Annotated in this window: 21 protein-coding genes; 7 read left to right on the forward strand and 14 right to left on the reverse strand. The window is 72.1% G+C overall.

Annotated elements, in window-relative coordinates; all coding sequences use genetic code 11:
• Positions 1 to 4: 4 nt before the first annotated feature.
• A complete protein-coding gene (locus ACSJD1_RS14140; protein ID WP_438855924.1) occupies positions 5 to 1,741 on the forward strand; it encodes a BTAD domain-containing putative transcriptional regulator in 1,737 nt (578 codons plus the stop codon).
• Positions 1,742 to 1,860: 119 nt separating this feature from the next.
• A complete protein-coding gene (locus ACSJD1_RS14145; protein WP_438855925.1) occupies positions 1,861 to 3,093 on the forward strand; it encodes an aminopeptidase in 1,233 nt (410 codons plus the stop codon).
• A 49-nt stretch (positions 3,094 to 3,142) separates the two neighbouring features.
• Here the strand turns inward: ACSJD1_RS14145 and dinB are convergent, their stop codons facing one another.
• Entirely contained in the window at positions 3,143 to 4,339 is a 1,197-nt protein-coding gene (dinB, locus tag ACSJD1_RS14150) for a DNA polymerase IV (RefSeq protein WP_438856043.1), read from the reverse strand.
• Positions 4,340 to 4,537: 198 nt separating this feature from the next.
• Between dinB and ACSJD1_RS14155 the strand changes: the two genes are divergently transcribed.
• Positions 4,538 to 4,987, forward strand: coding sequence for a hypothetical protein (locus ACSJD1_RS14155; protein WP_438855926.1), 450 nt, complete (start codon positions 4,538 to 4,540; stop codon positions 4,985 to 4,987).
• Between the two features lie 69 nt (positions 4,988 to 5,056).
• On the opposite strand, the gene ACSJD1_RS14160 is transcribed toward ACSJD1_RS14155, so the two are convergent.
• From ACSJD1_RS14160 to ACSJD1_RS14175, 4 genes are all read right to left on the reverse strand, one after another.
• Entirely contained in the window at positions 5,057 to 5,545 is a 489-nt protein-coding gene (locus ACSJD1_RS14160; RefSeq protein ID WP_438855927.1) for a hypothetical protein, read from the reverse strand.
• Positions 5,546 to 5,677: 132 nt separating this feature from the next.
• On the reverse strand, positions 5,678 to 6,934 hold the full coding sequence (locus ACSJD1_RS14165; protein WP_438855928.1) for a Fic family protein: 1,257 nt from the start codon (positions 6,932 to 6,934) through the stop codon (positions 5,678 to 5,680).
• An 84-nt stretch (positions 6,935 to 7,018) separates the two neighbouring features.
• Complete coding sequence (locus ACSJD1_RS14170; protein ID WP_438855929.1) at positions 7,019 to 8,464, reverse strand: MFS transporter; 1,446 nt, start codon at positions 8,462 to 8,464, stop codon at positions 7,019 to 7,021.
• 100 nt (positions 8,465 to 8,564) lie between these two features.
• A complete protein-coding gene (locus ACSJD1_RS14175) occupies positions 8,565 to 9,905 on the reverse strand; it encodes a M20/M25/M40 family metallo-hydrolase (protein WP_438855930.1) in 1,341 nt (446 codons plus the stop codon).
• A 95-nt stretch (positions 9,906 to 10,000) separates the two neighbouring features.
• Here ACSJD1_RS14175 and ACSJD1_RS14180 point away from each other — a divergent pair, with 95 nt between their 5' ends.
• Positions 10,001 to 12,889, forward strand: coding sequence for a helix-turn-helix transcriptional regulator (locus ACSJD1_RS14180; protein WP_438855931.1), 2,889 nt, complete (start codon positions 10,001 to 10,003; stop codon positions 12,887 to 12,889).
• A gap of 18 nt (positions 12,890 to 12,907) precedes the next feature.
• On the opposite strand, the gene ACSJD1_RS14185 is transcribed toward ACSJD1_RS14180, so the two are convergent.
• Both ACSJD1_RS14185 and ACSJD1_RS14190 read right to left on the reverse strand, forming a co-directional pair.
• Positions 12,908 to 14,131: a TolB family protein gene (locus tag ACSJD1_RS14185; RefSeq protein WP_438855932.1), complete on the reverse strand. Its 1,224-nt coding sequence runs from the start codon at positions 14,129 to 14,131 to the stop codon at positions 12,908 to 12,910.
• A gap of 135 nt (positions 14,132 to 14,266) precedes the next feature.
• On the reverse strand, positions 14,267 to 15,028 hold the full coding sequence (locus tag ACSJD1_RS14190) for a hypothetical protein (RefSeq protein ID WP_438855933.1): 762 nt from the start codon (positions 15,026 to 15,028) through the stop codon (positions 14,267 to 14,269).
• Positions 15,029 to 15,170: 142 nt separating this feature from the next.
• Here ACSJD1_RS14190 and ACSJD1_RS14195 point away from each other — a divergent pair, with 142 nt between their 5' ends.
• Entirely contained in the window at positions 15,171 to 16,907 is a 1,737-nt protein-coding gene (locus ACSJD1_RS14195; RefSeq protein WP_438855934.1) for a bifunctional 3'-5' exonuclease/DNA polymerase, read from the forward strand.
• Here ACSJD1_RS14195 and ACSJD1_RS14200 read toward each other — a convergent pair.
• Positions 16,886 to 17,506, reverse strand: a complete 621-nt coding sequence (locus ACSJD1_RS14200) for a PadR family transcriptional regulator (RefSeq protein WP_438855935.1) — start codon at positions 17,504 to 17,506, stop codon at positions 16,886 to 16,888. The two genes, ACSJD1_RS14195 and ACSJD1_RS14200, sit on opposite strands and share 22 nt — an antisense overlap.
• A 210-nt stretch (positions 17,507 to 17,716) precedes the next feature.
• On the opposite strand from ACSJD1_RS14200, the gene ACSJD1_RS14205 reads away from it, so the two are divergent.
• Positions 17,717 to 18,238, forward strand: a complete 522-nt coding sequence (locus ACSJD1_RS14205; protein WP_438855936.1) for a DUF3145 domain-containing protein — start codon at positions 17,717 to 17,719, stop codon at positions 18,236 to 18,238.
• Positions 18,239 to 18,392: 154 nt separating this feature from the next.
• Here the strand turns inward: ACSJD1_RS14205 and ACSJD1_RS14210 are convergent, their stop codons facing one another.
• The 6 genes from ACSJD1_RS14210 to aceE form a co-directional block, all read right to left on the reverse strand.
• A complete protein-coding gene (locus ACSJD1_RS14210) occupies positions 18,393 to 19,628 on the reverse strand; it encodes a beta-ketoacyl-[acyl-carrier-protein] synthase family protein (RefSeq protein WP_438855937.1) in 1,236 nt (411 codons plus the stop codon).
• An 86-nt stretch (positions 19,629 to 19,714) separates the two neighbouring features.
• Positions 19,715 to 19,963, reverse strand: a complete 249-nt coding sequence (locus tag ACSJD1_RS14215; protein ID WP_438855938.1) for an acyl carrier protein — start codon at positions 19,961 to 19,963, stop codon at positions 19,715 to 19,717.
• 69 nt (positions 19,964 to 20,032) lie between these two features.
• Entirely contained in the window at positions 20,033 to 21,037 is a 1,005-nt protein-coding gene (locus ACSJD1_RS14220) for a beta-ketoacyl-ACP synthase III (protein ID WP_438855939.1), read from the reverse strand.
• A 29-nt stretch (positions 21,038 to 21,066) separates the two neighbouring features.
• Positions 21,067 to 21,987, reverse strand: coding sequence for an ACP S-malonyltransferase (locus tag ACSJD1_RS14225; RefSeq protein ID WP_438855940.1), 921 nt, complete (start codon positions 21,985 to 21,987; stop codon positions 21,067 to 21,069).
• Positions 21,988 to 22,078: 91 nt separating this feature from the next.
• Complete coding sequence (locus ACSJD1_RS14230) at positions 22,079 to 23,293, reverse strand: PucR family transcriptional regulator (protein ID WP_438855941.1); 1,215 nt, start codon at positions 23,291 to 23,293, stop codon at positions 22,079 to 22,081.
• 14 nt (positions 23,294 to 23,307) lie between these two features.
• A complete protein-coding gene (gene aceE / locus ACSJD1_RS14235) occupies positions 23,308 to 26,034 on the reverse strand; it encodes a pyruvate dehydrogenase (acetyl-transferring), homodimeric type (protein WP_438855942.1) in 2,727 nt (908 codons plus the stop codon).
• A gap of 161 nt (positions 26,035 to 26,195) precedes the next feature.
• Here aceE and ACSJD1_RS14240 point away from each other — a divergent pair, with 161 nt between their 5' ends.
• Positions 26,196 to 26,657 (forward strand): redoxin domain-containing protein, encoded by a 462-nt coding sequence (locus tag ACSJD1_RS14240; protein ID WP_438855943.1) that lies wholly within the window; start codon positions 26,196 to 26,198, stop codon positions 26,655 to 26,657.
• Positions 26,658 to 26,659 lie beyond the last annotated feature (2 nt).

The raw sequence follows: 26,659 nt of genomic DNA on the forward strand, positions 1-26,659 counted from the left end.
GGTCATGGCGGCGGACATCGATCGTCCGAGCCTGACCGTACAGCTCCTCGGACACCCCCGGATCATCCGGAGCGCCGGGGAGGCGTACGAGTTCCGCAGCCGCAAGAGCTGGGCCGTGCTGGCGTGCCTGCTCCTGAGCGAGCGGGCGCCGAGTCGCGTCCAGCTCACCGGGATGCTGTTCGGTGAAGCCGACGACCCGGCTCGTGCGCTGCGCTGGTGCCTCGCCGAGATCCGACGAGGACTCGGTGGGGACGCCTCCGTCGACGGGGACCCCGTGGCGTTGACCCTGCCCGCCGCCGCCGTGGTCGACGTCCACGTGCTCCTTCGCGGCACGTGGGCCGAGGCGGTTCGCCTTCCCGGTCTGGGCGAGGAGCTCCTCGCCGGCCTCAGCCTCCGCTACGCCGGTGCCTATGAGACCTGGCTCGTCTCGAAGCAACGTCACGTCGCGGCGGTCTCCGAGGCCGTCGTGCACGAGGCCGCGCTCGGATCGATGTCGAGCGGCGACCTGAATGCGGCACTCGGCTACGCGGTGCGCGCAGCGAACATGAGCCCGTTCGACGAGAACCATCAGGCGCTGCTCATCCGGCTGTACCGGCTCGCCGGGGACGACGAGGCGGCGGAGCGTCAGTACGCCGCCTGCGTGGAGATGCTCCGAGGAGAACTCGGCGTCCCGCCGGGACCTGCGCTCGATGCGGCGTATCGAGAACGCGTCCAGCTGCCTGCCTCGGCGGCAGACGAAGCCGCGATCGATGCGCTCATCGAGGCGGGTTCGGCCGCCGTGGCCGCCGGCTCGACCGAGGGGGGCATCGTGTCGCTCGGTGCCGCCGCAGAACTGGCGGACCGGGCCGGCGAACCGCGACGACAGGTCGTCGCCCGCCTCGCCCTGGCGAAGGCGTTCATCCACGGGCTCGGCGGCCTCGACCAGCAGGGTCTGGCTCGCCTGTACGAAGCCCACGAGATCGCGCGAGCCTCGCAGTCGTGGACGGCGGTAGCCGAGATCCAGGCCGAGCTGGGGTTCGTCGACTTCCTCCGCGCCCGCTACGACCGCGCCGAGCGTTGGCTGAACGATGCGCTCTCATACGCGCACGGCGCGCCGGCGGTGCACGCGAGGGCCACCACCTACCTCGGAGCGGTGGCGAGCGACCGGGGCGACTTCGGCCGTGCGCGCGTACTGCTCGAGTCGGCGGTGGCGCGCTCGGAGGCTGCGGGCGAACCCCGTACGCAGGCGTACGGTCTCTCCATGCTCGGGCGCGTGGCACTGCTGACGGGTCGTCTGACGGAGGCGGAAGCGTGGCTCACCCGGTCGATGACCGTCGCGCAGGAGGACCACTGGCTCGCATTCCTTCCCTGGCCGCAGGCCGTCCTCGGCGAGGTGAAGCTCGTCCAGGGCGACGTCGCGGGCGCGTCGACGGTCTTGGAGCAGGCGTTCGCTCGCGCGTGCCAGCTCCGGGATCCCTGCTGGGAGGGGATGTCCGCCCGTGCGCTCGCCCTCGTCGCCGAGGCCGAGGGCGAGCCCGATCGCGCGCTCGCCATCATGATGGACGCGCACGCCCGCTGCAGGCGCCTCGCCGATCCGTACGTCTGGTTGGAGGGATACATCCTCTCCGCGCTCTGCGAACTCGGTCGTGCACACGGGCATCCGCGGACGCAGGAGTGGACGGATGCGCTGGCGGTGCTCACCGATCGGACTCGGATGCGGGTTGAGCACGCCCCGGGTCCGACTCCTCAGCTCCGACCGTGATCGCGCGACGGCCGCGACGCTCCGGCCGATTGCGACGATCAGCGCTGCGACGCGACGCGACGCAGGAGGCGATCGCGCCGGCGATGTGCCACGGTGGAGGCACCGACCGGGAGGCCACCATGCCGAGTGAAGGGCAACTGCGGGACTACGCGCGCGTCGCGATCGAGGTGGGGCTGGGGGTGGAGCCCGGCGATCGGGTGCTCATCTCGGCGCCCGTCGTGCGACCCGAGTTCGCGCGGATGGTGGTCGAGGCCGCCTACGATGCCGGGGCGATCTCGGCCGACGTGCTCTGGTTCGACGATGCGGTCGATCGGTCGCGGTTCACCCACGGCTCGGCCGACGCCGCCGGCGCGCTGCCGGGGAGCGCCCTGTTCCGCCTCGCCGACTTCGAGGCCGGCGCCTCGTTCCTGCGCATCCACGCGGCCGACCCGGCCAAGTTCGCCGGGGTCGACCAGGCTCTCGTGCAGCAGCAGAACCGCCGTGAGATGGAGTACCTCCGCCCTCAGATGGAGGCGATGGGCATCGGGCACGTGCCCTGGACGGTCATCGGGGTGCCGATCCCCGCGTGGGTGTCGAGCGTGTTCCCCGACGATGACGCCGAGGAGGCGGAGGAGCGCCTGTGGCAGGCGATCCTGCGCGCCACCCGCATCGACACGCCGGATCCGGTCGCCGGGTGGCGCGCGCACATCGCGGACCTGGAGGCGCGGGCCGCGCACCTGGACTCCCGCGACTACCGCCGGCTGCGCTACGAGGGCCCCGGGACCGACCTCGTACTGGGCATGACGGATCGCGCTCGCTGGGGCGGCGGCGGCCTGACGACCCCCGCCGGGAAGCGCTTCGCACCCAACCTGCCGACCGAGGAGGTGTTCACCTCCCCGCACCGGATGAGGGCGCAGGGCACGGTCCGCGCGACGAAGCCGCTGAGCTACTTCGGCGACCTCATCGAGGACTTCTCGTTCGAACTCTCGGAGGGGAAGGTCGTCGGTTCGCATGCCGGCGTCGGCGAGGCGACGCTGCGGGCGATCCTCGGCAGCGACGAGGGAGCCGTGCGCTTCGGCGAGGCCGCGATGGTGCCGCAGTCGGGCGCGGTGGCCGCCGAGCACCTGGTGTGGAGGAACATCCTCTACGACGAGAACGACGCGTGCCACATCGCCCTCGGACAGTCGTATGCGTCCTGCTACGACGGCGCCGACGCCCTGAGCCCCGACGAGCGGCTCGAAGTCGGCCTCAACCGCAGCTCGGTCCACGTCGATTTCGTGCTCGGTTCCCCCGAGCTGAGCGTGTTCGGCGTGCTCGACGACGGCAGCGAGGAGCCGATCATCGCCGCCGGCGAGTGGGGGTTCAGCGTCTGAGGCGGCGGCGGGCGGGCCCGGATGGGGCACCCCGACGAGTGGGCACGACTCACTCGTGTTCGGGCAGCATCGGCGCCGACCAGCCCGGATCGCGACCGAGCTGCGCAGCACGGGCGACGGAGGTCGCGCCGAAGCGATCGCGGACGGCGTCGAGCACCGTGTCGAGGCGCTCGCCCTCGTCCCAGTCGATCGGCAGCTCGGGCTGGAGGCGATCGCCGCGCGCCAGATGCGAGAACGAGACGCCGAGGAGGGTGATGCCGCGCTCGGCGATCTCGGGCAGGGCGGCGGCGAGCAGTTCCCGCGCGATGGCGAGCAGGACCGCGGTGCGGTCGGTCGCGGAACGGAGGGTGCGAGATCGGGTGGCCCTCGCGAAGTCGCCGTAGCGGAGTCGCAGCACGACCGTGCGGCACCCCCGGTCGCCGTCGCGGAGCCGGCGGGCGAGTCGGTCGATGATCTGGGTCAGGATGAGGTCGAGTTCGTCGGCCGTACGGGGGCGATTGCCGAGCGCGCGTTGCGAGCCGATGGACCCCCGGCGGTGCGTGGTGTCGACCGGGCGCGGATCTCGGAGCCGTGCCAGCGCGTGCAGGTGCGCACCCGCCGCCCGGCCCAGCAGTCGCTCCGCGGTCGCGGCTTCGAGCTCCGCCAGTTGTCCGACGGTGCGGATGCCGAGGCGGTGCAGCTTCTCCGCAGTGACCGCCCCGACGCCCCACAGCCGTTCCACCGGCAATGGGAGGAGGAATGCGGACTCCCGCTCGGGCTCGACGACCAGGAGCCCGTCGGGCTTGCTCACCGCGCTCGCGACCTTCGCGAGGAACTTGGTCCGCGCGATCCCGACCGAGATGGCCAGCCCGACCTCCGCACGGACCCGCTCGCGCAATCGAATCGCGATGTGCTCGGGCGTGCCCGCGATGCGCCGAAGGCCGCCGACCTCCAGGAACGCCTCGTCGATGGAGAGTCCCTCGACGAACGGCGTCGTGTCGCGGAAGATCGCGAACACGGCTCGACTGGCCTCCGAGTACGCCTCCATCCGCGGCGGGACGACGACCGCATCCGGGCAGAGGTCACGAGCCTGCCGGCCGCCCATCGCGGTGCGCACCCCGCGGGCCTTCGCCTCGTAGCTCGCCGCCAGCACCACCCCGCCGCCGACGATGACCGGCCGGCCGCGCAGCTCGGGCGCGTCGCGCTGCTCGACCGAGGCGTAGAACGCATCGAGATCGGCGTGCAGCACGGTCGCCTCGCCCCGCATCCCGTCCTCCCGCCGATCATCCGTCACGCGGATCGTCGCACGCACCGGGGACACGGGATGCCCCGTCGACACGACGAGGGAGGGCGGTGGCGTGCAGATTCACACCAGAAATGGGGGTCGGCGATGGTTGACGAACCACCACACGCCTGAGTACTTCTGGTATGCGAAGCCTCCAAGCCGCTACGAGAGGAACATCTCATGCCGAAGATGCGTAGGATCACCGAGCACCCATCGCTGCTTCCGGGCTGGACGATCGAGTTCGGCGATGACGGACGCACGATGACCGTGATCGCGCCGGAGGGCGTGCGCCTGACCGGCGACCTGCTGCGCGGCATCGGATGGGCCGACGCGGTCGAGGCCGCAGGCATGAACTCGCCCGAGGTCGATGCGCGCTGGCTGGAGGCGTTCACGTCCGAGCGACCCCTGCGGCGTCCCCGCGGCGGGTCCGAGGAATTCGACGCCGAGGTGGGGCGGCTCTACCGAAAGGCGGTGCTCGCGGGGCTGACACCACGCGAGGCCATTGCGGCGTTGCACGGGGTCGACGCGCAGACGGCGGGCAAGTGGATCACCGAGGCCAAGCGCAACGGGGTCATCGGTTCGCTCACCGAAGAGCGATCACGCGCGCTGCGCGAGATCGAGGAGGGCTGAGTCGCACGGGGTGGCGCGGCGACGTCGACCACCTCGTCGAGCCGGGATCCTGCGGTGGATCGCCTGCCGTCAGGAGCGGCGAGCCGCGGCATCCGGCCCTCTGACCAGGGCGCGCACGAACGCGACGCCCGCCGCGACGATGCCGATCGCGGATCCCACGATCGCGAGGATGAGGAGCGTGCGCACGACGATCTCCCACGGGAAGGTCGAGGCGCCGAAGTCGAAGGGGAAGACCGCCCAGAGCCGGATCGTGGCGACGAGGCCGACGCTGGTCGTCGCGACGTCGCCGAGCGCCTTCAGCCACGCCCGGTCGAAGACGAGGTCGATGAGGTTGACGAGAACGCCGGTCGCGAGGGAGGCGTTGATCCAGGGGAGGACCTCGGCGGTCTCGGCAGTGAGGAACGGGAGCACCTGCCACCCCGGCCAGACGTTGCCCAGGTAGATCAGCAGCAGGTTCACGAACACCGCGACCGCGAAGCCGAATCGTCGCGCCGCGGGACCGCGCGGCTCACGCGGTCGCGGCGCATGGCGCGGGATCTCCGGCGAGTCCGAGGTCATGCGTCCCAGCCTGCCGGTCGACCGGATCGCGCACCGGGCCGAACGACCTTCGTGCGCGGGGTCGGGCCGGACTCGCCCCGAACGGAGCGACCTTCGCGTCGACCGCGAGGAGGCGCCGCCGCGACACCCGGTTCAGCGATGACGCGTCGAGCGGCGGATCTCCGCGGCGTAGTCGTCGAGCGCGTCGAGGATGCCTGTGTGCTGCCAGATCCGATTGCGCGCCCGCCCGGAACGCTCGACGAGGATGCCGCGATCGACGAGGGTCTCGATCGTGCGCTTGGCGGTGACGTCGTTGAAGCCGAGCTCACGGGTGAGGTACCGGCTGTTGACGATCGGCTGCGCGATCAGGCGAGGGAGAAGCGCCCACGCCTTCGAAACCGACCTGACGCCGGCGAGCTTCTGCCGGGAGACCTCGAGCTGGTCGGCGAGCGCGTCGACCAGGGCACGCCCGGAGGTCGCCGCATAGCGGGATGCGTCGGCGAAGCTGTGCGCGATCGGGCCCGCGTCGCCGTCGCGGAAGGCCCGGAGCGCCTCGAAGTATCGGCCCACGTCGACGAGCAGCCCGGCCGAGAGCGGCACCGTGGTGTGCGTGGCGAGGCCCTTGTTGCGCAGCATGGCCTGGGCGAGTGCGCGGCCGGTGCGGCCGTTGCCGTCGACGAACGGGTGGATTGACTCGAACTGGGCATGCGCGACGGCGATCTGCAGGAGCGCGGGCAGGTCGACGCGCCCGGCGAAGGCGACGAGATCGTCGATCGCGGCCGGAATCCGCTCCGGTTGCGGCGCGATGTAGTCCGCACCGCGCGGGCCGGCGTTGTCGCGACCGCCGATCCAGACGAGCTCGGTCCGGAAGGTTCCGGCGTGGTCTTCGAGCCCGACCTGACGTCGGAGGAGTTCGCGATGCATCGCCAGGATGCTGTCGGCGTCGAGATGCTCGGACAGCGCGATCGCCGCCTCCATCGCCCGGACGTTGCCGATCACGGTGGAGGCGTTCGCGCGATCCCCCTCCTCGATCTCGGCGAGGGCGAGCTGTCGGGCCGAGGCGGTCAGATGCTCGATCTGACTGCTCGAGGCGCTCTCGGTGCGGAGCAGGATCGCCGACATCGGTCCGAGTGCCGGATGCTCCGCACCGAGGCGGATGAGGGCATACCGGTCGAAGTCGGCGAGCGCCAGAGCGGCCTCCTCGATATCGGCCGTGTCGATTCCCGAGAGTCTGGGCGACCATTCAGCGATGCTCGCCGTCCGCGCGGAGAAGTATGGGCCCGTTTGGCGGCGGACCTCGGCGTTGGAGAAACCCGCCGGATTCCGTGGTCGCCACTCGCGGGGCTCGGGGGCGACCGGAGGGATCTCGATCCGGAGGCTCGCGACATCCGGCACCGCATCTGACACCATGAGGGAAGTTTATCAACACATAACCCGCTATGTGTAAGTAAGAGGGGAGAATGGCCTGCCGTCGACGGATGCCGCGGCGATGCGTCAGCGGACCGCGGCCGCCTCCACCTCGGGGGCGTCGGAGAACGCGAGCTTCGGCACGAAGGCGAGCACGACGGCGGCGACCGCTGCGGTCAGGCCGCAGACGAGCCAGACGGTCACGTAGCCGGCGAAGCTCCCGGCGGTGCCGGTGGCGGCCTCGCCCGCCGCGCCGAGCAGCGCGATGCCGAACACGCATGATGCGATCGCCCCGCCCACGGTCTTCACCGAGTTCGTGAGGCCGGTCGCGACGCCCGTCTGCTGCTGCGGGGCCGCGGCCGCGGCTGCCGCCGGGAGTGCCGCCACCAGCGCACCGGAGCCGATACCCGCGATGATCATGTTCGTGAGCGCCTGCCAGTACGCATCGTGGAACGGCAGGAAGAGCAGGTAGCCGACCGAGACCAGCGTGCTCGCCCCGATGAGCGCCACGCGCGGCGACAGCCAGCGCGTGACGAACGGGAACAGCATGGCGCCGACCACGAGCGAGAGCACGTACGAGCCGATCAGCAGTGAGGTCTGGAAGCTCGTCGCGCCGAGGCCGTAGCCGTAGGTCGCGGCATCCGTCCTGGCGAACGTCGAGAGCGGAGCCTGCGCGCCGAGCACGCTGACGCCGAAGAGGCCGGCGGTGAGGAAGACCGGCCACAGCGTCGGCGAGCGGAACATGCGCACGTCGATGAGCGGGTCCGGATGCCGCAGCTCGTAGCGCACGAAGGGCACGACGAGCAGCAGGCCGAGCGCGACGAGCGACCACGAGAGCAGGTCGCCCGGGCCGTTCAGGCGCATGAAGCTGAGACCGCCCGTGAGCGCGATGAGCGACAGCGAGATGAGCACGAGACCGCCGGTGTCGAGCGTGCCGCCCGTGAGGTCGGGCGACTCCTTCACGCCGAACAGGATCACGAAGAAGCATGCGATGACGGCGACCGCCGGCACCAGCAGCAGCACGCGCATCGGCAGCGCCTCCGCGAGGGCGCCGGCGGAGAGCGCGCCGGCGATGGCGCCGAGCTCGAGCGCCGCGACGAGGAGCCCGGCCGCCCGTCGCGTCATCGCCGCGGGTCGGTCGGCCGACCGGCTGCGCGACCAGACCAGGGCGATCTCGAGCGGGAGCCAGACCACGTAGAAGCCCTGCAGCGCCCATGCGACGAGGAACACCCAGAAGACGTCGGTGAACGCGAGGGCCGTGGACGCGATGGCCGTGATCGCGGTCGACCAGACCAGCATCCGCTTGTGGCCCACCATGTCGCCGAGCTTCGCGAACGCCGGCACCACGAGCGCGGAGAGCATGAGCTGCGAGCCCTCGAGCCAGTTCACGTCGGCGTCGTGCACGCCGAGGTGGCGGGCGATGTCGGTCAGCAGTGGCGTGTAGTAGCCCTGGATGATGCCGCTCGTGAACTCGACGAAGGCGAGGAAGCCGACGATCGCGGCGACGGGTCCGAGTTTCGCAGCGCGCTTCATTGCGGGTCCTTCGGGTGGGTCGTGGAGCAGGGGCGGGGTGGTGCAGGGGCCGATCCGGGGGCGGATCCGAGGGTGGATTCACCCTAGTGCGTCGGATGCCTCATTCCGGCAACGAACGGATGAGCGCACGGTGGAACCGCTCGCCCCGTTCGAGGCTGTCGATGGCCACGCGCTCGTCGACCCCGTGGATGGAGGCGCGCTGGCTCGCGGTCATCGCGAGCGGCGCGAAGCGGTAGACCGCCGGCGCGAACCGGTGGAAGTGGCGCGAGTCGGTCGCCGCCATCATCAGGTACGGTGCCGTGATCGCGTCGGGGTACGAGACCGCGACCGCGTCGGCGATCGCACGGAACTGCGGGGCGTCCACCGGTGACTCGGGCGAGGGGTCATCGCCCTCGAGCACGTCGACGACGACGTGACGGTCGCGGATGACGCGGCGCAGGCGCCGGACGACGGAGGCCACGTCCTCGCCGATGGCCACCCGCAGGTTGATCGTCGCGGACGCCTCGGCGGGCAGTACGTTCGCCGCCGAGCCGCCGCCGAGCATCGTCGGTGCGACCGTGGTCTGCACGAGCGCGGCGGGTTCGCCGCCGAGCCGCGCGAACACGTGCGCGGTGAGCCGGGGGAACGCGGTCAGCAGGCGGAGGAGCAGGCGGGCGCCGCCCCTCGCGTGCGGAGTGAAGGTCTGGAGCATCGAGCGCATCGACCGCGGCATCCGCTTGGGGAACGGGTTGGGGGAGAGTCGCGCGACCGCTCGGGCGATCCGACCCGCCGCGGTCAGACGAGGCGGCGCCGAGGCGTGCCCGCCCTCGCCGCGCGCCCGCAGGCGCACGGTCATGACGCCCTTCTCGCCGACGCCGACCATCGCAGCGGGCACCTTCAGGAACGGCAGTGGTGCGTCGACGACGGCGCCGCCCTCGTCGAGCACGAGCCAGGGGATGACGCCCCGCTCGCGCAGGAGCTCGGCGGCGGCGATCGCGGCGCCGCCGTACGATTCCTCGTTGCCGCCGAACGAGAGGTAGACGTCGCGGGCGGGGACGAATCCCTCGGCGAGCAGGTTCTCGACGGCCTCGAGCAGCACCAGCAGCGGTCCCTTGTCGTCGAGGCTGCCCCGACCCCACACCGACCCGTCGTGGATGCGCCCGTCGAAGGGTGGGAACGTCCATCCGTCGGCCGCGTCCGCCGGGACGACATCGAAGTGCGCCATCAGCACGACGGGGTCGCCGTCGCCCCGACCCCGCCATCGGTAGAGCAGCCCGAGGTCGGTCACGCGCTCGAACGCGAGGTGCTCGTGGACGAGCGGGTACAGCTCGGCCAGCAGGTGGCGGAAGCGATCGAAGTCGGCGAGGCCGCGCCGGTCGAGTTCGGCGGAGACCGTCTCGAGCCTGATCATGCGCGCGAGCCGCTCGGGGGCGCCGGGGCGGACCGCGGGGGAGTGGGACATGCGTCCCACACTAGGCCGCCGGCCGCGCCCGGCCGACCGATCACCCCCGCGCGGGGCACGGACGGATCGCGGCGCCCGATGGGACAATGGCTCCGATGAGTGGCGTCCCCACGGCAGCCATGATCGGACGCGAGCCCGAGATGCACGCGCTCCGAGCGGCGTACGTGCGCTCCCGCGATGGCGATCCATCCGTCGTCGTGATCGGCGGCGAGGCCGGCATCGGCAAGACGCGATTGGTCGAGGAGTTCCTCCGCCTCGTCGACGCCGACGCGCTGGTCGCGCGCGGCCAGTGCGTCGAGCTCGGGGATGACGGGGCGCCGTTCATCCCGATCCGCGCGGTGATGCGCTCGATCGTCGACCTCGCCGGAGCGGACGCCGTGCGCACCGCCGCCGGCGCGGCGCTCGACACGCTCGCGCCGCTGCTCCCTTCGGAGATCGGCGGGGGTGTGCCGGAGGCGGACCTGCGCGTCGGGCGGCTGCACGACGAGTTCACCCGGATGGTCGAGCGCGTCTCGGACCTCGACCCCGTCGTGGTCGTCGTCGAGGACGTGCACTGGGCGGATGCACCGACCATGCAGTTGCTGCGGTACTTCGCGCGCATGCTCCACGACGGCAGGGTCATGCTCGTCATGACCGCACGAACCGCGGAACTGCCACGACGCCATCGACTCAGGGAGGACCTCGCCGAGCTCGAGCGGCTCCGCAGGGTCTCGGAGCTCGAGCTGCCGCGACTGTCCCGCGACGAGGTGTCGCGGATGGTCGCGACGTCGGCGGCCGCATCGGATGCCGAGGAGCTCTTCGAACGCAGCGGCGGCGTGCCGTTCTTCGTCGAGGAACTGCTCGGGGCGGGCACGGACGGTGCGCTCCCGCGACGGCTGAGCGACCTGCTCGCCGCGCGCTACGAGCGCGCCTCCGCCCCCACCCGCGCCGTCCTGCGACTCATGGCCGTCGGCGGTGCACGGGCCGAGCACGACCTGCTCGAGCAGGTGTACGGCGGTGACCCGATCGACCTGGACGCCGCCATGCGCGAGGCCGTCGAGGTGGGTCTCGTCGTCGCCGACGACTCGGGCTACGCGTTCCGGCACGCGCTCGTCCGTGAGGTCGTCGAGGCCGAACTGCTTCCCGGCGAGCGGGCGCGTCACCATGCGACCTACGCCCGCGTGCTGGAGGCGGGCGCTGCTCGTCCGGGCCTCTCCGTCGAGGTGTCGACGCACTGGCTGGCCGCGCGACGCTTCCCGGAGGCCTTCGATGCGGCGGTCGCCGCGATGCAGGAGGCGTCGGCGAGCTACGCGCTCACGACGGCGGCCGCCATGGGGGAGCGGTGCCTCGACCTGTGGGAACTCGTCGACCGGCCCGAGGAGCGCGCGGGCGTCGACCGCGCCGGGATGGCGGGCCGGACCGCGCGGGCGCATCGTCGCGCAGGGGACATGGAGCGCTCCGTCGCCCTGGCCGACCTCCGGATCTCGCTGGCGGATCCGGGAGATCCCGTCGAACGGGCGGACCTGATGTTCGAGAAGGCGCTCGGCATGGGCCTGATGGGGATGCCGGGCGCCGCCGACGTGCTCCTCGAGGCGCTCGGACTCGTGGCCGACCGCGAGGAGGCCCGGGCCCTGGCCGTCCGGGCCCGCGTGCGCTCCGAGCTCGCCGCTCGACGGATGCTGGCCGGCGACCTCCGCCAGGCGATCGACCAGGGTATGCTCGCCGTCGCGGACGGACTCGCGGCCGGCGAGGACGGGCGGCGCGCCGCCTCGATCGCGGCCAACATCGCGGCGACATCGATGGCCGACCTCGACGACGCCGGGCCGGAGGAAGTCGCCCGCGCCCTCGAGCTCTTCGAGCGGGCGCGCGAGTACGCCGGAGACGACTGGGATGCCCGGGTGCGCCTTGCGATCAACCGGTCCGACACGCTGATCAAGCTCGGTCGCTACCACGACGCGCTCGAGGTCGCGCAGGAGGCGCTCGACGAGGCGCGTCGCCGCGGCGAGGAGGGGAACGTCGGAGCCATCCTCGCGACCAACGCGATCGAGCCGCTCATCGCGCTCGGCGACTGGGATCGCGCGCGGACCCTGGTCGACCGGGCCCTGCGCTACGAGACGCCGCTCGTGTTCCGCCTCGGCCTCGAGGACCTGAAGCTCGAGCCGATGATCTGGTCGGACGCCCTCGACGACGCCCGCGAGTTCATGGCCCAGATCCGCGAGCGCCACGCGGAGCTGGCCCGAATCGACCGCCAGATCGAGTTCGGCTGGGTTCGCGACCAGTGCGAGCTCCATCTCGCGCTCGATGAACCCGAGCAGGCCTGGGCCGCGGTCGAGCCACTGCTGTGGGACGGCCGGACCGAGCGGCCCACCGACCGGATGCGGCTGCTGGCCTTCGCCGCCCGCGCGCACGCCGCCATGCGGCGTCGCGGATTGGAGCCCTCGAGGACGACGGCGGCGATCCGCTCGGCGATCGGCGAGTTCGAGGCGTGGGAGCCAGGCGAGGCGTGGCGTGAGCTCTGCGAGGCCGAGATCGCGGACGATCCCGCCGAGCGTGCGACGAGGTTCGGTCGTGCAGCCGAGTTGCTCGGTTCGGGACGGGGATGGCGCCACCTCGCCGGCTACGCGCTCGTGCAGCGAGCGGTGGCGGAGCTCGAGTCCGGCGACCGTGCGGCGGCCGAACTGAGCCTCGACGCCGCTCGTGCGGCTGCGGCGGAGGTCGGCGCGCATCTCGTCGAGCGGATGGCGCACGAGGTCGCCGCACGCGGTCGGCTCACCGGGGATCGCGCGGGCGGTGGCGACGAGTTGACCGCCCGCGAGCGACAGGTGCTCGAACTCGTCGCTGACGGCCTCTCCAACCGGCAGATCGGCGAGCGGCTGTTCATCAGCACGAAGACCGTGTCGGTGCACGTGTCGGCGATCCTGCGGAAGCTCGGCGCCGCGAGCCGCACCGAGGCCGCGGCGATCGCGCGGTCGCACGGCATCGCACGCGCATCGGAAGCCGGCTGAACGAGCGGGGCGATGGAGCTATCGAGGCTCGCTCGGCGTCGGGTGCCACGCCAGTCCGGTCCAGTCGCGGGTGCCGAGGTCCGGGACGATCCGCCGTGCGCCCGAGCCGTCCCGGTTCATGGTGACGAGGCTGTGGACGCCCGGCGTGGCGTGGTCGATGGCGGCGATGCGCTCGCCGTCGGGGGACCACGCGGCCGCGATGAAGTGGCCCGAGGCGATGGGCTCGGGGGCCGGCGCGGGCCCGACCGGGCCGGGATCCGCGTCGACCAGGTAGAGGCCCATCTCCAACGGACCGAGGTGCGGATTCACCATCGCCTTGCCCGTCACCTCGAACCACGGTCCGGCGACGACGAGGAGCTGACCGCCGCTCGGCGACCACGTCAGGTGCCTGATAAGGCCGAGTTCCGGGCCGAGCACCGCTCGGTTCACGCCCGTCACGAGATCGACGACGTGGACGGACGTCGGCTGAGGTTCCGTGTCGACGTCGTCGGCCACGACGATCGCGATGCTGGACCCGTCGGGCGACCACGCGTGTGTCGGCGCTGACGGACCCTCCGCGGCCCCGAGCGCCGGATCGACGGCGATCACGCGCGGTTCGGTGAGACCGCTGACCTCGCGGAGCTGGAGGCGACCCGGCGCGACGAACTCGAAGGCGGACCTGCCGTCCGGGGAGAGCCAGGCGGCGGAGACGAACGTGCAGCATCCCTGCGTCGATCCGGCCGCGGTCAGCCTGCCTCTGGCGTCGAGGACGTAGAGCTTCCCGGCGTCTTCGGAGGTGAGGGCGAGTCGGGTTCCGTCGGCCGACCAGCCGGACACCATCGCCTTGGGGTCCACGTCGTCGGGGAGCGCCACCCGTTCGATGTCGGTCGGATCGGCGGGGTCGACGGCGCGCAGCTCATGGCCTGCGGCCCAGACGATGCGACCGCGTATCGGCTGGAAGATCCCGAGTGCCGTCTCGCTGACTGGGCCGCTGAGTGCCGTGCTTCGATCGTCGGGCGTGCCGGCGCCGTCGAGTGCTGCGGTGAGGGCGATCGCCGCGGCGGCCACGGCCACGATCGCGACCGTGCCGATGACCTGTCGGCGGCGTCGTGCGCGATGTCTGGCTTCCTCGATCAGCACCTCGACCGGTGCGCGCGGCGCGGACTCGTCGAGGATGGCGCGAGCCGTCGGCGTGCGCAGTTCGGAATCGTTCGGCTCGGACGAAGTCGACGGCGGTGACGGGAGCGGGGTCGTGGTGGTCATCAGGACACCTTGCTTTGGTGCTAATGGTACTAGCATCATTACCCGTGTCAAGCGCGATCGAGCCGACGATGCCTCCGCCTCGGTCAAGCGAAGACGGTCCTCACCCCCGCGGCCGGGATCGCCGGCACGCCAGCCTCACGAGGCGGCCGCGGGCCTGACGAGCAGGGCGTCGACCGCTTCGTCACCGCGGATCGTGCGCAGGAGCCGCACGACCTCGTCGGCGACCGCCCCGGTGACGCCACGGCAGGGGATGCTGTACGGCCCGAGCGGCGCCAGGCCGCCGCCGCGGATGCGGATGACCTCCCACCCGACCTCGCGAAGCGCCTCGTCCTTCTCGACGTCGGAGCCCTCCTTCAGCCCCCGGTGCGCGCGCCCCGACCGCCCCGGATCGTCGTACTCGATCGCGACGCGCAGCTCGGCCACGAGGATGTCGGGCCAGACCTCCTGGCGGCCGTGGAACATCCGCGCGGTCCGCACCGCGTTGGCGCGATGGTGGAGCCGGATCCGCTCGCCGAGCAGCACCCTGAGCCGCTGCTCCGTCATCGACGTGCCGACCCGGAGGCCGTGCTTCATGAAGGGCATGCCCGCCTCACGAGCCGCACCGGGCGCCGCGGCGTTCGCACGGCACTTCGCGCAGCCGGTGCCGGTGAGCACCTCCATCACGCTCGCGCGGTAGCGGTCGTGGCCGCGGGCGCAGTTCCAGTCGTACTCGGCGCCGATCCGCGTCTCGGCGGCGAGCCGACGTCGCTGCGCGGGAGCCACCCGGCCGAGGAGCTCTCCGCGGCTGCGCTGCGTCTCGTGCACGAGCATGCAGACCGGGCAGGCGCGCCGCAGCGCGACCGCGGCCGCATCGTCGGCATCGGCGCCGTGCCCGCACCCGAACCTCACCGCGACCATGTCACCCGCCGTCCGCCCATGCCCACATGCTCGCGGATGCCACCGACACGCCCCGCGCGGCCGTGGCCGGCGGCGGTCCACCGACTGCCCCGCGCGCGGCCGTCGGCAGGCCGGTGTCGGCGGTGCGGAGCAGAATCGACGTGTGCGGATCGCGATCGCGAGGACGAGCGCGGGGCGCGTGGAGTTCCTCGACCCCGACGGGGGCCTGCACCTCGAGCGCGATGAAGCCGATGTGGCGCTCGAGGTCGCGCGGCTCGAGGCGGAGGCCGCGCCGCGGTGGGTCTGGCGCGACACGCGCGAGTGGGCGCCCGCGCTCCTCGACGCAGGCGTGCGCGTGGGCCGGTGCCACGACCTGCGCCTGTGCGGGGCGATCCTGGCGTCGTCGACCGCGACCGCCGGGGCCGGGTCAGTCGTCCGCGACCGTCCCCGCTGGTTGCCGGTCGGACCCGCCGAGGCGGCCCGCGTCGCCGCGGCGCCGGTGGCGTCCGTCGATCGCGGCCCGGCGCTGTTCGAGGTCGAACCCGAATCCGGGGCGGAGCAGGCGGCGTCGCCGTCCGCCGCCGACCTCGTCGTCGAGCACGATCGCCAGACGGCCCTCGCTGAGGCATCCGACCGGCCCTCGGCGATGCGGCTGCTGCTCGCCGCCGAATCCGCGGGCGCCCTCGTCGCCGCCGAGCTCCGCCGCGCCGGCCTGCCGTGGCGACGCGCGGTGCACGAGCGCGTGCTCGAGGAGGCCCTCGGCCCGCGTCCACCGCTGGGGCGCAAGCCCGCTCGGATGGACGAGCTCGCCGCGCGCGTGCGTCGCGAACTCGAGGCCCCATCGCTCCGCCTCGACTCCCAGGTCGACCTCCTGCGCGCCCTGCGCGCGGCGGGCATCGGGGTCGACTCGACCGCGAAGTGGGAGCTGCGCGAGCACGACCATCCCGCCGTCGCCCCGCTCCTGGCGTACAAGCGGCTCGCGCGACTTCTCTCGGCGAACGGCTGGGCGTGGCTCGACGAGTGGGTGGTCGACGAGCGGTTCCGCGCGGACTACGTCGCGGGCGGTACCGCGACGGGTCGGTGGGCGACCTCAGGCGGGGGAGCCCTGCAGCTGCCGAAGGCCGTGCGGGCGGCGGTGGTCGCCGACCCCGGGTGGAGCCTGGTCGTGGCGGATGCCGCCCAGCTCGAGCCCCGCGTCCTCGCCGCACTCGCGCGCGACCCCGCGATGGCCGCGGCGGGCCGTGGCCGCGACATGTACCGCTCGATCGTCGACGCCGGGGTGGTCGCGACCCGTGACGAGGCCAAGGTCGCGCTGCTCGGTGCGATGTACGGGGCGACGACCGGCGACAGCGGCCGGCTCGTGCCGCAGCTCGCGCGCGCCTACCCGCGCGCGATGGCGCTGGTGGACCGCGCAGCGCGCGACGGCGAGGCCGGCAGGCAGGTGACCACGCTCCTCGGCAGGTCCTCGCCGGTGCCGCCCCTGTCGTGGCACGAGGCGCAGGCGGCCGCATCGCAGCCCGATGCGACGGCGGCCGACGAGCGCCGCGCCCGGTCGGCGGCTCGCGACTGGGGTCGGTTCACGCGCAACTTCGTGGTGCAGGGCACCGCCGCGGAGTGGGCGCTCTGCTGGCTCGCCGGCGTGCGCACGCGGCTCGCCGAGCTCGGCACGGGCCGCTCGCGCGCCGCGGCGTCCGGCGCGGTCTTCGAACGCGCGCCCCACCTCGTCTACTTCCTGCACGACGAGCTCATCGTGCACACGCCGTCCGAGACGGCCGACGCCGTGGCCGATGCGGTGCGCGAGGCGGCCGAGGAGGCGGGGCGCCTCCTGTTCGGAGCAGCCCCCGTGGAGTTCCCGCTCGACCTCGCCGTGACCGAGAGCTACGCGTCGGCCGACGCCTGATCGACGGCGCTGAGGGGCGATCGCGTAGGCCGGCGGCCGCGCCTCGGGCGCTCGGCGCTCGGCGCGAACGCCGCGGCGTCGAGGTCGGATGCCCCGATCACGGCGAGCCACGACAGCATCGTGTCCGAGCGAGCGACATCCGCCTTGGTGGCGGCGGCTGCGAGTCGTGCGCGCGGGTCGGCGTCGCTTGGACCGCCGTCCGTCGTCGGTGACGCCGTCGCGCCATCGCGTCGGCGCCGCCAGCGTTCCCGCTCCGCCTCGATCACCGGTCCAGCATCGATGGACGGCATCGACACCGCGATGAGCACGCGGTCGACGCTCTCGTGCCACGGATCGGCGCCCGCGCCGTCGGCACCGCCCAGCCACGCATCGGCCGCGATCCGCCCGGCCGGCGTGAGACGGTGCAGGGGGAGTCCGTCGTCCGTCGACCCGGCCGGCTCGACCAGGCCCTGCGTCGTCAGCCGATCGAGCGTGGAGTACGTCTGCCCCACGTTCACCTGGCGGCGCCCGCCGGTGCGAGCCGCCAAGTCGCCGTGCAGTTGGAAGCCATAGGCGGGGCCGTTCATGAGCAGCACCAGCAGTGCATCGCGGACGGCCACGTCGCCTCCTCGGGATCGGATGGAATCACTCACCGAGTAGGGAGTTTAGCGCCTGCGCCGCGGATCGCCGCGGATTCTCCTTGTCAGGCCGGGCGAACCGCGGCATACTCGACCTGACGACTCGCTCGTCACAACCGAACACGCCACCGCCGCCAGGCTCGTTCCAGAGGTCGTAGGGGAAGACGCACCTCAGGAGGAACGGAGCAGGAGATGGCGGAACAGGTCACGCGGGCCCAGCGCGCCGCGCGAGGTGTGCTGTTCGTGCACTCGTCCCCGCGGGCCGTCAGCCCGCACGTCGAGTGGGCCGTCGGTCGCGCACTCGGCACTCCGGTGAACTTCGAGTGGACCGAGCAGCCGGTGCTTCCGGGAACGCTCCGGACCGAGTTCGCATGGACCGGCGAACCCGGCGTAGGTGCCCGCATCGCATCCGCGTTGCGCGGCTGGGAGCAGCTCCGCTTCGAGGTGAGCGAGGATCCCGGTGCCGAGTCGGACGGGGCCCGCTGGATGCACACTCCCGAACTCGGCGTGTACTACGCGCAGACCGACACGGCGGGCAACGTCGTGATCCCCGAGGACCGCATCCGCTACGCGATGGAGGTCGCCGCGTTCGACGCGGCCGAGCTGCATCGCGAGCTGAGGCTCGCGCTCGGCCAGGCGTGGGACGACGAGCTCGAGCCGTTCCGGCACGCGAGCGACTTCGCCCCGGTGATCTGGTTGCATCGCGTGGGCTGACGCGCACCGCGCGGTGGCGCGACGCGTCGTCCGGTCGACCGAGGTCCTGGAGGCGTACGAGCGAAACCGCAGGCGGTGGACTGCATCGGGCCCCGACGCCGTGAGGCGATCGGGGCCCGATGCATGCGACGGATGCCGCGGCACCCGCTGTTCGTCAGACGGCGCGGAACGCGGCGACCGCGTTGTGCCCGCCGAAGCCGAACGAGTTGCTGATGGCGATGAGGTCGCCCTCGCCGAGCGATCGCGGCGAGGTCACCACGTCGAGCGGGATCTCCGGGTCCTGGTCGTCGAGGTTGATCGTCGGGGGAGCGGTGCGCTCGTGGAGCGCGAGCACCGTGAAGATCGATTCGATCGCGCCGGCTCCGCCGAGCAGGTGCCCGGTCGAGGCCTTCGTCGCGGTCACCGCGATGTCCTCCAGTGCGTCGCCGAAGACCCGGCGCAGCGCGTTGTACTCGGCGATGTCGCCGACCGGCGTGCTCGTCGCGTGGGCGTTGACGTGCCGCACATCGGCCAGGCTCGCGCCGGCACCCTCGATCGCCGCCGTCATCGCGCGCGCGGCGGCCGATCCCTCGGGGTCGGGCGCCGTGATGTGGTACGCGTCGCTCGTGATGGCGCCGCCGAGCAGCTCGGCGTAGATGCGCGCGCCGCGCGCCTTCGCGTGCTCCTCGGTCTCGAGCACGAGCGCAGCCGCGCCCTCGCCCATGACGAAGCCGTCGCGACCGACGTCGTACGGACGCGAGGCGATCGCCGGGTCGTCGTTGCGGCGCGAGAGCGCCTGCATCGAGGAGAAGGACGCGATCGTGACCGGGTGGATCGCCGCCTCGGAGCCGCCCGCGATGACGACGTCGGCGACGCCGTCCTGCAGGTGCTCCCAGGCGTTCACGAGCGACTCGGTGCTCGAGGCGCAGGCCGACACCACGGTCCGGATGCCGGCTCGCGCGTGCAGGTCCATGCCGACCGCAGCGCCCGGGCCGTTCGGCATGAGCATCGGAACGGTCATCGGCAGCACGCGGCGGGGGCCTCGCTCGCGCAGGGTGTCCCAGGCGTCGAGGAGCGTCCAGACGCCCCCGATGCCGGTCGCCCAGTCGATGGCGAGTCGCTCCGGGGCCACCTCGGGGGCACCGGCATCCGCCCATGCCTCGCGTCCGGCGATGAGGGCGAACTGGCTCGACGGGTCGAGACGCTTGATCTCGTGGCGTGCGAGTACGTCGACGGGCTGCACCTTGGCCGTCGCGGCGAAGGTCACGGGCAGGTCGTACTGCCCGACCCACTCGTGCTCGAGCGTGCGCGCGCCGGACTCGCCGGCGAGCAGGGCCTTCCAGCTGTCACGGGCGGTGCCGCCGATCGGCGTGGTCGCACCGATGCCCGTGATCACGATCTTCTTGGTCATACGAAGTCACTCCGATGGGGCGAGGGAAACGAAGGGCGTGCGAACGGAACGGACGGGCCGGCGCACGCCGGCCCGTCCGCACGTCACTAGGCCTGCGCGTTGACGATGAAGTCGACGGCGTTCCCGACGGTCTTGAGGTTCTTGACCTCTTCGTCGGGGATCTTGACGTCGAACTTCTCCTCGGCGTTGACGACGATCGTCATCATCGAGATGGAGTCGATGTCGAGGTCGTCGGTGAACGACTTGTCGAGCTCGACCGTGTCGGTCGCGATGCCGGTCTCGTCGTTGATCAGCTCCGCCAGGCCGGCAAGCACTTCTTCGCGGGTCGATGCCATGGTTCTTCTCCTTGCAGGGGTGTGTCTCGTATGACCGAGACACAGTCTAGATGGACGGGGGTCGGCGGCTCAGGGCAGAACCACCACTTGGGCTCCGAACACGAGTCCGGCGCCGAAGCCGATCTGGAGGGCGAGGCCTCCGGAGAGGTCGGGGTGCTCGTCGAGCAGTCGGTGCATCGCGAGCGGGATCGAGGCGGCGGACGTATTGCCGGTCGTCGCGATGTCGCGGCCGATCACGACCGTGTCGGGCAGCTTCAGCTGCTTGGCGAACTCGTCGATGATGCGCATGTTCGCCTGGTGGGGGATGAAGGCGGCGAGGTCGTCGGCCGTGATGCCCGCGGCATCCAGCGCCTGCTTCGCGACCTTCGCCATGTCCCACACCGCCCAGCGGAAGACGGTCTGGCCCTCCTGGCGGAGCGTCGGCCATTCCGTCGCGCCGTCCCGGAACTCCACGAGCGTGTGGTTCATGCCGACGGCGCCCGCCTTCGACCCGTCGGAGCCCCAGACGGTCGGCGCGATCGCCGGCTCGTCGCTCGGGCCGACGACGACGGCGCCCGCGCCGTCGCCGAGGAGGAACGAGATCGTGCGATCGGTCGGGTCGACCACGTCGGAGAGCTTCTCGGCGCCGATGACCAGCGCGTAGTGCGCGGCGCCGGCGCGGATCAGCGCATCGGCCTGCGCCACCGCGTAGGCGTAGCCCGCGCACGCGGCGTTCATGTCGTACGCGGCCGCGGGGTTCGCGCCGACCCGGTCGGCGACGACGGCCGCGATCGACGGCGTCTGCTGCACGTTCGAGATGGTGGCGACGATCACGAGGTCGATCTCGTCAGCCCGCACGCCCGACCGCTCGATCGCCTCGCGCGCGGCATCGGTCGCCAGGTCGACCGCGAGCACGTCGGCTCCGGCTCGTGCCCGGGTGATGATGCCCGTTCGCTGTTGGATCCACTCGTCGGAGGAGTCGATCGGACCGACGAGGTCGTCGTTCGGGACCGCGTTCTCGCCGCGCGCGGCGCCCACCGAGTAGAGGCGGGTGTAGGCGGGACCGGTCGACTGGCTGAGCGTGGGGTGCGTCATGCGTTCTCTCGTGTCGTGTGGAGCGGGGTTCAGGCGGCCTGCTCGATGAGCTCGATCGCGGCGGGGAGGTCGTCGGGCGTCTTGACGGCGACGGTGGGCACGCCCTTCAGCGCGCGCTTGGCGAGGCCGACGAGCGCACCGGCCGGGGCGAGCTCGATGATGCCCGTCACGCCGGCGTCGGCGAACGAGCCCATGCAGCGGTCCCAGCGGACGGGCGACGCGACCTGGCCGACGAGCAGGTCGACGAAGGCGGCGCCGGATGCCACGGTCGAACCGTCGCGGTTGGTCCAGAGGGTCAGTTCGGGGTCGGCCGGCGAGAACCCGGCAGCCACCTCGGCGAGGCGCTCGCGTGCCGGCTGCATGTATCGCGTGTGGAATGCACCGGCGACCTGCAGCGGGATGACGCGTGCGCCGGCGGGCGGCTCGGCCTTCAGCTGCTCGAGCGCGTCGAGCGCGCCGGCGACGACGATCTGGCCGCCGCCGTTGAAGTTCGCGGGCTCGAGGCCGAGCGCCTCGAGGCGGGCGAGCAGGTCGGCCTCGTCGGCGCCGATGACGGCGCTCATGCCCGTGGCGACCAGTGCGGCGGCATCCGCCATCGCGCGCCCGCGCTCCCCGACGAAGCGCATGGCGTCGGCGTCGCCCAGCACGCCGCTGGCGGCGGCCGCCGTGATCTCGCCGACCGAGTGGCCCGCGACGCCGCCGAGGCGGGCGGCGCGACCATCGGCCGTCAGCGCGTCGAAGGCGAGGATGCCGGCGGCGACGATGAGCGGCTGGGCGATCGCGGTGTCGCGGATCGTCTCGGCGTCGCTCTCGGTGCCGTGCAGCGCGAGGTCGACGCCGGCGGCCTCGGAGAGCCCGGCGAGGCGCTCCGCGAACGTGGGCTCGGCGAGCCAGGGTGCGAGGAAACCGGGGGTCTGGGAGCCCTGACCAGGGCAGACGACGACGATCACCGTCTCAGTCTGCCAATCCCGCTCGGACGATGTGTGTGCACCCCGTACAAGGTATTCGCCGTACCCTTGTCCCGCTCGCACATACTGCGCGTCAGTTCGTCGGACGTCGGCGCGGCGCCGACTCGTGGTCGCTCATCGACCCGATGATGAGCGCCGATTGCAGGATCAGGGCCTCGCGTGCGCCCGTGGCATCCCACCCGATCACGTCGGAGACGCGCTTCAGGCGGTACCGCACCGTGTTCGGGTGCACGAACAGCTCGCGGGCGGTCGCCTCGAGCGACCGGCCGTTGTCGAGGTAGCTCCAGAGCGTCGTGAGGAGCTCGGTCGAGTGCGCCTGCAGCGGACGGTAGATGCGGTGCACGAGCGTCGCCCGGGCGAGCGGGTCGCCGGCCAGCGCGCGCTCGGGCAGCAGGTCGTCGGCGTGGACCGGCCGCGGGGCGTGCCGCCACGAGCGGGCGACGGCGAATCCGGCGAGCGCCGCCTTCGCGCTCTTCGAGGCGTCGACGAGGTTCGGCACCTCGTGTCCGAGGACCAGATGCCCTGGGCCGAAGTTGGACTCCAGCTGGGTCGCGATCTCGATGAACGACAGCGCGGGCGCAGTGCCCACCGACTCTTCGGACTCCCCGCCGCGCGGTTCGGCTCGGCCGATCACCACGACCAGCCGGTTGCCCTGCACGCCGATGAGCACGTCGGCGTGCATGTGCCGAGCCGCTCGGCGCACCTGGTCGACGTCGAACAGCTTCGGCGCCGTCCCGACGAGCACGGCGACCTCGCCGTGGCCGTGCCAGCCGAGCGCGGCGATGCGGCTCGGCAGCTCGTCGTCGTACTCGCCCGACAGGATCGAGTCGACGACGAGCGCCTCGAGGCGCGCGTCCCAGAGGCCGCGCGCCTCGGCGGCACGTGCGTACACGTCGGCCGCGGCGAAGGCGATCTCCCGCGAATACAGCAGGATCGCCTCGCGGAGCGGCTCGCCGCCGTCCTTGACCCGCTCCTCGACGACCTCCACCGTCACCCGGATGAGCTGCAGCGTCTGCTGCAGGCTCACCGAACGGAGGAGTTCCCGGGGCGCTGCCCCGAACACGTCGGCCGCGATCCACGGCGTCGACCGCGGGTCGTCGAACCAGGCGATGAACGAGGAGATGCCCGCCTGCGCGACGAGGCCGACCGCCGAGCGTCGGCTCGGCGGCATCTCGCCGTACCAGGGCAGCGTGTCCTCCAGACGCTTCAGCGTCTGCGTCGAGAGCTCACCCGAGATGGTGCGCAGCCATGCGAGGGTCTCCGCCTTGGTCCTGGGCTTCGTCGCCACCGTCGGAACGCCTGCTAGCTCTCGCCGCCGGCGTTGCCGGTGGTGCCCGCGTTCACGTCGTGGAGCCGGTACCGTTCGATCGCCTGCGCGGGGAGCGAGCGGTCGACCTCACCGCGCTCCGCGAGCAGCTGCAGGGTCCGCACCACCACCGATGGTCCGTCGATCTTGAAGAAGCGACGGGCGGCGGGGCGGGTGTCGGAGAAGCCGAAGCCGTCGGCGCCGAGCGTCGCGTACTGGCCGGGCACGTACGGGCGGATCTGCTCCTGCACGGCGTGCATGAAGTCGGATACGGCGACGAACGGGCCGCGGGCGCCCGCGAGCTTCTGCGTCAGGTACGGCACGTGGCGATCAGCCTCGGGGTGGAGGAAGTTGTGCTCGTCGGCGGCGAGGCCGTCGCGTGCGAGCTCCGACCAGCTGGTCACCGACCACACGTCGGCCGAGATGCCCCAGTCCTGCGCGAGCAGGTGCTGCGCCTCGATGATCCACGGCACCGCGACGCCCGAGGCGAGCAGCTGGGCCTTCGGGCCCTCGCCCGCGCCCTCCGAGATGCGGTGGATGCCGCGGACGATCCCGTCCACGTCGACCGACTCGGGCTCGGCGGGCTGCACGAGCGGCTCGTTGTAGACCGTGAGGTAGTACATGACGTTGGGATCGGCGTGATTGCCGCCGTACATGCGGTCGAGGCCCGAGCGCATGATGTGCCCGATCTCGTAGCCGTACGCGGGGTCGTACGAGACGACCGCGGGGTTCGTCGCGGCGAGCAGCGGCGAGTGGCCGTCGGCGTGCTGCAGGCCCTCGCCCGTGAGCGTGGTGCGGCCCGCGGTCGCGCCGATGATGAAGCCGCGCGCCATCTGGTCGCCGGCCGCCCACATCGCGTCGCCCGTGCGCTGGAAGCCGAACATCGAGTAGAAGACGTAGATCGGGATGAGCGGCTCGCCCTGCGTCGAGTACGACGTGCCGACGGCCGTGAACGCGGCGAGTGCGCCCGCCTCGTTGATGCCGACGTGGACGATCTGGCCCTGCGGGCTCTCCTTGTAGGCCAGGAGCAGCTCGCGGTCGACCGACGTGTAGTGCTGGCCCATCGGGTTGTAGATCTTCGCGTTCGGGAAGAACGCGTCCATGCCGAACGTGCGGGCCTCGTCGGGGATGATCGGGACGATGCGGTTGCCGAAGTCCTTCGACCGCATGAGGTCCTTCAGGAGACGGACGAACGCCATGGTCGTCGCGACCTCCTGCGTGCCCGAGCCCTTCTTCGCGATCGCGTAGGCGGAGTCGTCCGGCAGCGAGATCGCCGTGTGGTTCGAGCGGCGCTCAGGGAGGTAGCCGCCGAGCTCGCGGCGACGCTCGTGGAGGTACTGGATCGCCTCGTCGTCGTTGCCGGGGTGGTAGTACGGCGGGAGGTAGGGGTTCTCCTCGAGCTGCGCGTCGGTGATCGGGATGCGCATGGTGTCGCGGAACGTCTTGAGGTTGTCCAGCGTCATCTTCTTCATCTGGTGCGTCGCGTTGCGCCCCTCGAAGGCCGGACCGAGGCCGTAGCCCTTGATGGTCTTGGCGAGGATGACGGTGGGCTGGCCCTTGTGCTCGGTCGCCGCCTTGAATGCCGCGTAGACCTTGCGGTAGTCGTGGCCGCCGCGCTTGAGGTTCCAGATCTGCTCGTCGGAGAGGTCCTTGACGAGCTCGAGCGCGCGCGGGTCGCGGCCGAAGAAGTTCTCGCGCACGTACGCGCCCGACTCCGCCTTGTAGGTCTGGTAGTCGCCGTCGGGCGTGACGTTCATGAGGTTGCGGAGCGCGCCGTCCTGGTCGCGTGCGAGCAGGTCGTCCCACTCGCGACCCCAGACGACCTTGATGACGTTCCAGCCGGCGCCGCGGAAGAAGCTCTCGAGCTCCTGGATGATCTTGCCGTTGCCGCGGACCGGGCCGTCGAGGCGCTGCAGGTTGCAGTTGATGACGAACGTGAGGTTGTCGAGCCCCTCGTTCGCGGCGACCTGGAGCTGGCCGCGGCTCTCGACCTCGTCCATCTCGCCGTCGCCGAGGAACGCCCAGACGTGCTGGTCGGAGGCGTCCTTGATGCCGCGGTTCGTGAGGTACTTGTTGGCCTGCGCCTGGTAGATCGCGTTGATCGGACCGAGGCCCATCGACACCGTCGGGAACTGCCAGAACTCCGGCATCAGGCGCGGGTGCGGGTACGACGAGAGGCCAGCCGGCGCGTGCGACTTCTCCTGGCGGAAGCCGTCGAGCTGGTCGGTCGACATCCGGCCCTCGAGGAACGCTCGGGCGTACGTGCCGGGGGAGGCGTGGCCCTGGATGAAGATCTGGTCGCCGCCGCCGGGGTGGTCCTGGCCGCGGAAGAAGTGGTTGAAGCCGACCTCGTAGAGCGCGGCCGACGACGCGTACGTCGAGATGTGGCCGCCGACGCCGATGCCGGGACGCTGCGCGCGGTGCACGAGCATCGCGGCGTTCCAGCGGATCCAGGCGCGGTAGCGGCGCTCGAGCTCCTCATCGCCGGGGAACGCGGGCTCGTTCTCGGGCGCGATCGTGTTCAAGTAGTCCGTGGTCGGCACCATGGGGACGCCGAGGTGGAGCTCCTTCGAGCGCTTGAGCAGGCTGAGCATGATCTCGCGCCCGCGCTGGTGGCCCTTCTCGGCGACGAGGGCGTCGAGGGACTCCGCCCACTCGTTGGTCTCCTCCGGATCGGAGTCCATCGCCTCGACCGAGTACGGGTCCTGGTCGTTGACAGTCACACTCGACCTCTCTCTTCAGCAGATCGTGCCTCTGAACCGTGCGGTGCGCACGACGAAGACCGGGTCACGGTCGGGGGGCACCACGCCATCCTAGTGATTCTACGGCGACGCATGGCGGGCTAGGCTGGCGCGCGTCCAGCCGGAACCCGAGGGAGGGGCTCATGATCCTCGGCCCCGGGGCGCTCGCCCCCGAGTTCGCGCTCCCCGATCAGCACGGTGCGCCGCAGCGCCTCGCCGACCGTCGGCGCCTCCGACCGGTGGTCCTGGCGTTCGTCCCCTTCGCCTTCTCCCGTGTCTGCACGCGAGAGCTGGGCGAGCTGGATGCCGCTGCGCCGATGTTCGAGGCCGCCGGCGCCGACCTCTTCGTCGCCTCGACCGATTCGAAGTACGCGCTGCGGGCCTGGGCCGAGGAGGAGACGGTCGGGCTCTCCCTGCTGTCCGACTTCTGGCCGCACGGCGCGGTCGCCCGTGCCTACGGCGCGTTCGACGGGGAGGCGGGGTTCGCGCGGCGCGCCTCGTTCGCGATCGGCGCAGACGGGGTCATCCGCTCGTCCTTCGAGGTCCCGGCGGGGGAGGCGCGCCCGCTCGAGGCCTATCGCGAGGCGCTCGCGACCGTCGCGTGAGC

Source organism: Agromyces excoecariae (assembly GCF_051715505.1).
Lineage (GTDB): Bacteria > Actinomycetota > Actinomycetes > Actinomycetales > Microbacteriaceae > Agromyces.

Bases quoted from the DNA above. Each gene is read 5' to 3' on its own strand.
- ACSJD1_RS14165 (WP_438855928.1), bottom strand. From the start codon at position 6,934: ATGGTGTCAGATGCGGTGCCGGATGTCGCGAGCCTCCGGATCGAGATC.
- ACSJD1_RS14175 (WP_438855930.1), bottom strand. From the start codon at position 9,905: ATGTCCCACTCCCCCGCGGTCCGCCCCGGCGCCCCCGAGCGGCTCGCG.
- ACSJD1_RS14205 (WP_438855936.1), top strand. From the start codon at position 17,717: ATGGCGGAACAGGTCACGCGGGCCCAGCGCGCCGCGCGAGGTGTGCTG.
- ACSJD1_RS14190 (WP_438855933.1), bottom strand. From the start codon at position 15,028: ATGGTCGCGGTGAGGTTCGGGTGCGGGCACGGCGCCGATGCCGACGAT.
- ACSJD1_RS14210 (WP_438855937.1), bottom strand. From the start codon at position 19,628: ATGACCAAGAAGATCGTGATCACGGGCATCGGTGCGACCACGCCGATC.
- ACSJD1_RS14155 (WP_438855926.1), top strand. From the start codon at position 4,538: ATGCCGAAGATGCGTAGGATCACCGAGCACCCATCGCTGCTTCCGGGC.
- ACSJD1_RS14160 (WP_438855927.1), bottom strand. From the start codon at position 5,545: ATGACCTCGGACTCGCCGGAGATCCCGCGCCATGCGCCGCGACCGCGT.
- ACSJD1_RS14185 (WP_438855932.1), bottom strand. From the start codon at position 14,131: ATGACCACCACGACCCCGCTCCCGTCACCGCCGTCGACTTCGTCCGAG.
- ACSJD1_RS14145 (WP_438855925.1), top strand. From the start codon at position 1,861: ATGCCGAGTGAAGGGCAACTGCGGGACTACGCGCGCGTCGCGATCGAG.
- ACSJD1_RS14215 (WP_438855938.1), bottom strand. From the start codon at position 19,963: ATGGCATCGACCCGCGAAGAAGTGCTTGCCGGCCTGGCGGAGCTGATC.
- dinB (WP_438856043.1), bottom strand. From the start codon at position 4,339: ATGCGGGGCGAGGCGACCGTGCTGCACGCCGATCTCGATGCGTTCTAC.
- ACSJD1_RS14170 (WP_438855929.1), bottom strand. From the start codon at position 8,464: ATGAAGCGCGCTGCGAAACTCGGACCCGTCGCCGCGATCGTCGGCTTC.
- ACSJD1_RS14220 (WP_438855939.1), bottom strand. From the start codon at position 21,037: ATGACGCACCCCACGCTCAGCCAGTCGACCGGTCCCGCCTACACCCGC.
- ACSJD1_RS14240 (WP_438855943.1), top strand. From the start codon at position 26,196: ATGATCCTCGGCCCCGGGGCGCTCGCCCCCGAGTTCGCGCTCCCCGAT.
- ACSJD1_RS14140 (WP_438855924.1), top strand. From the start codon at position 5: ATGGCGGCGGACATCGATCGTCCGAGCCTGACCGTACAGCTCCTCGGA.
- ACSJD1_RS14180 (WP_438855931.1), top strand. From the start codon at position 10,001: ATGAGTGGCGTCCCCACGGCAGCCATGATCGGACGCGAGCCCGAGATG.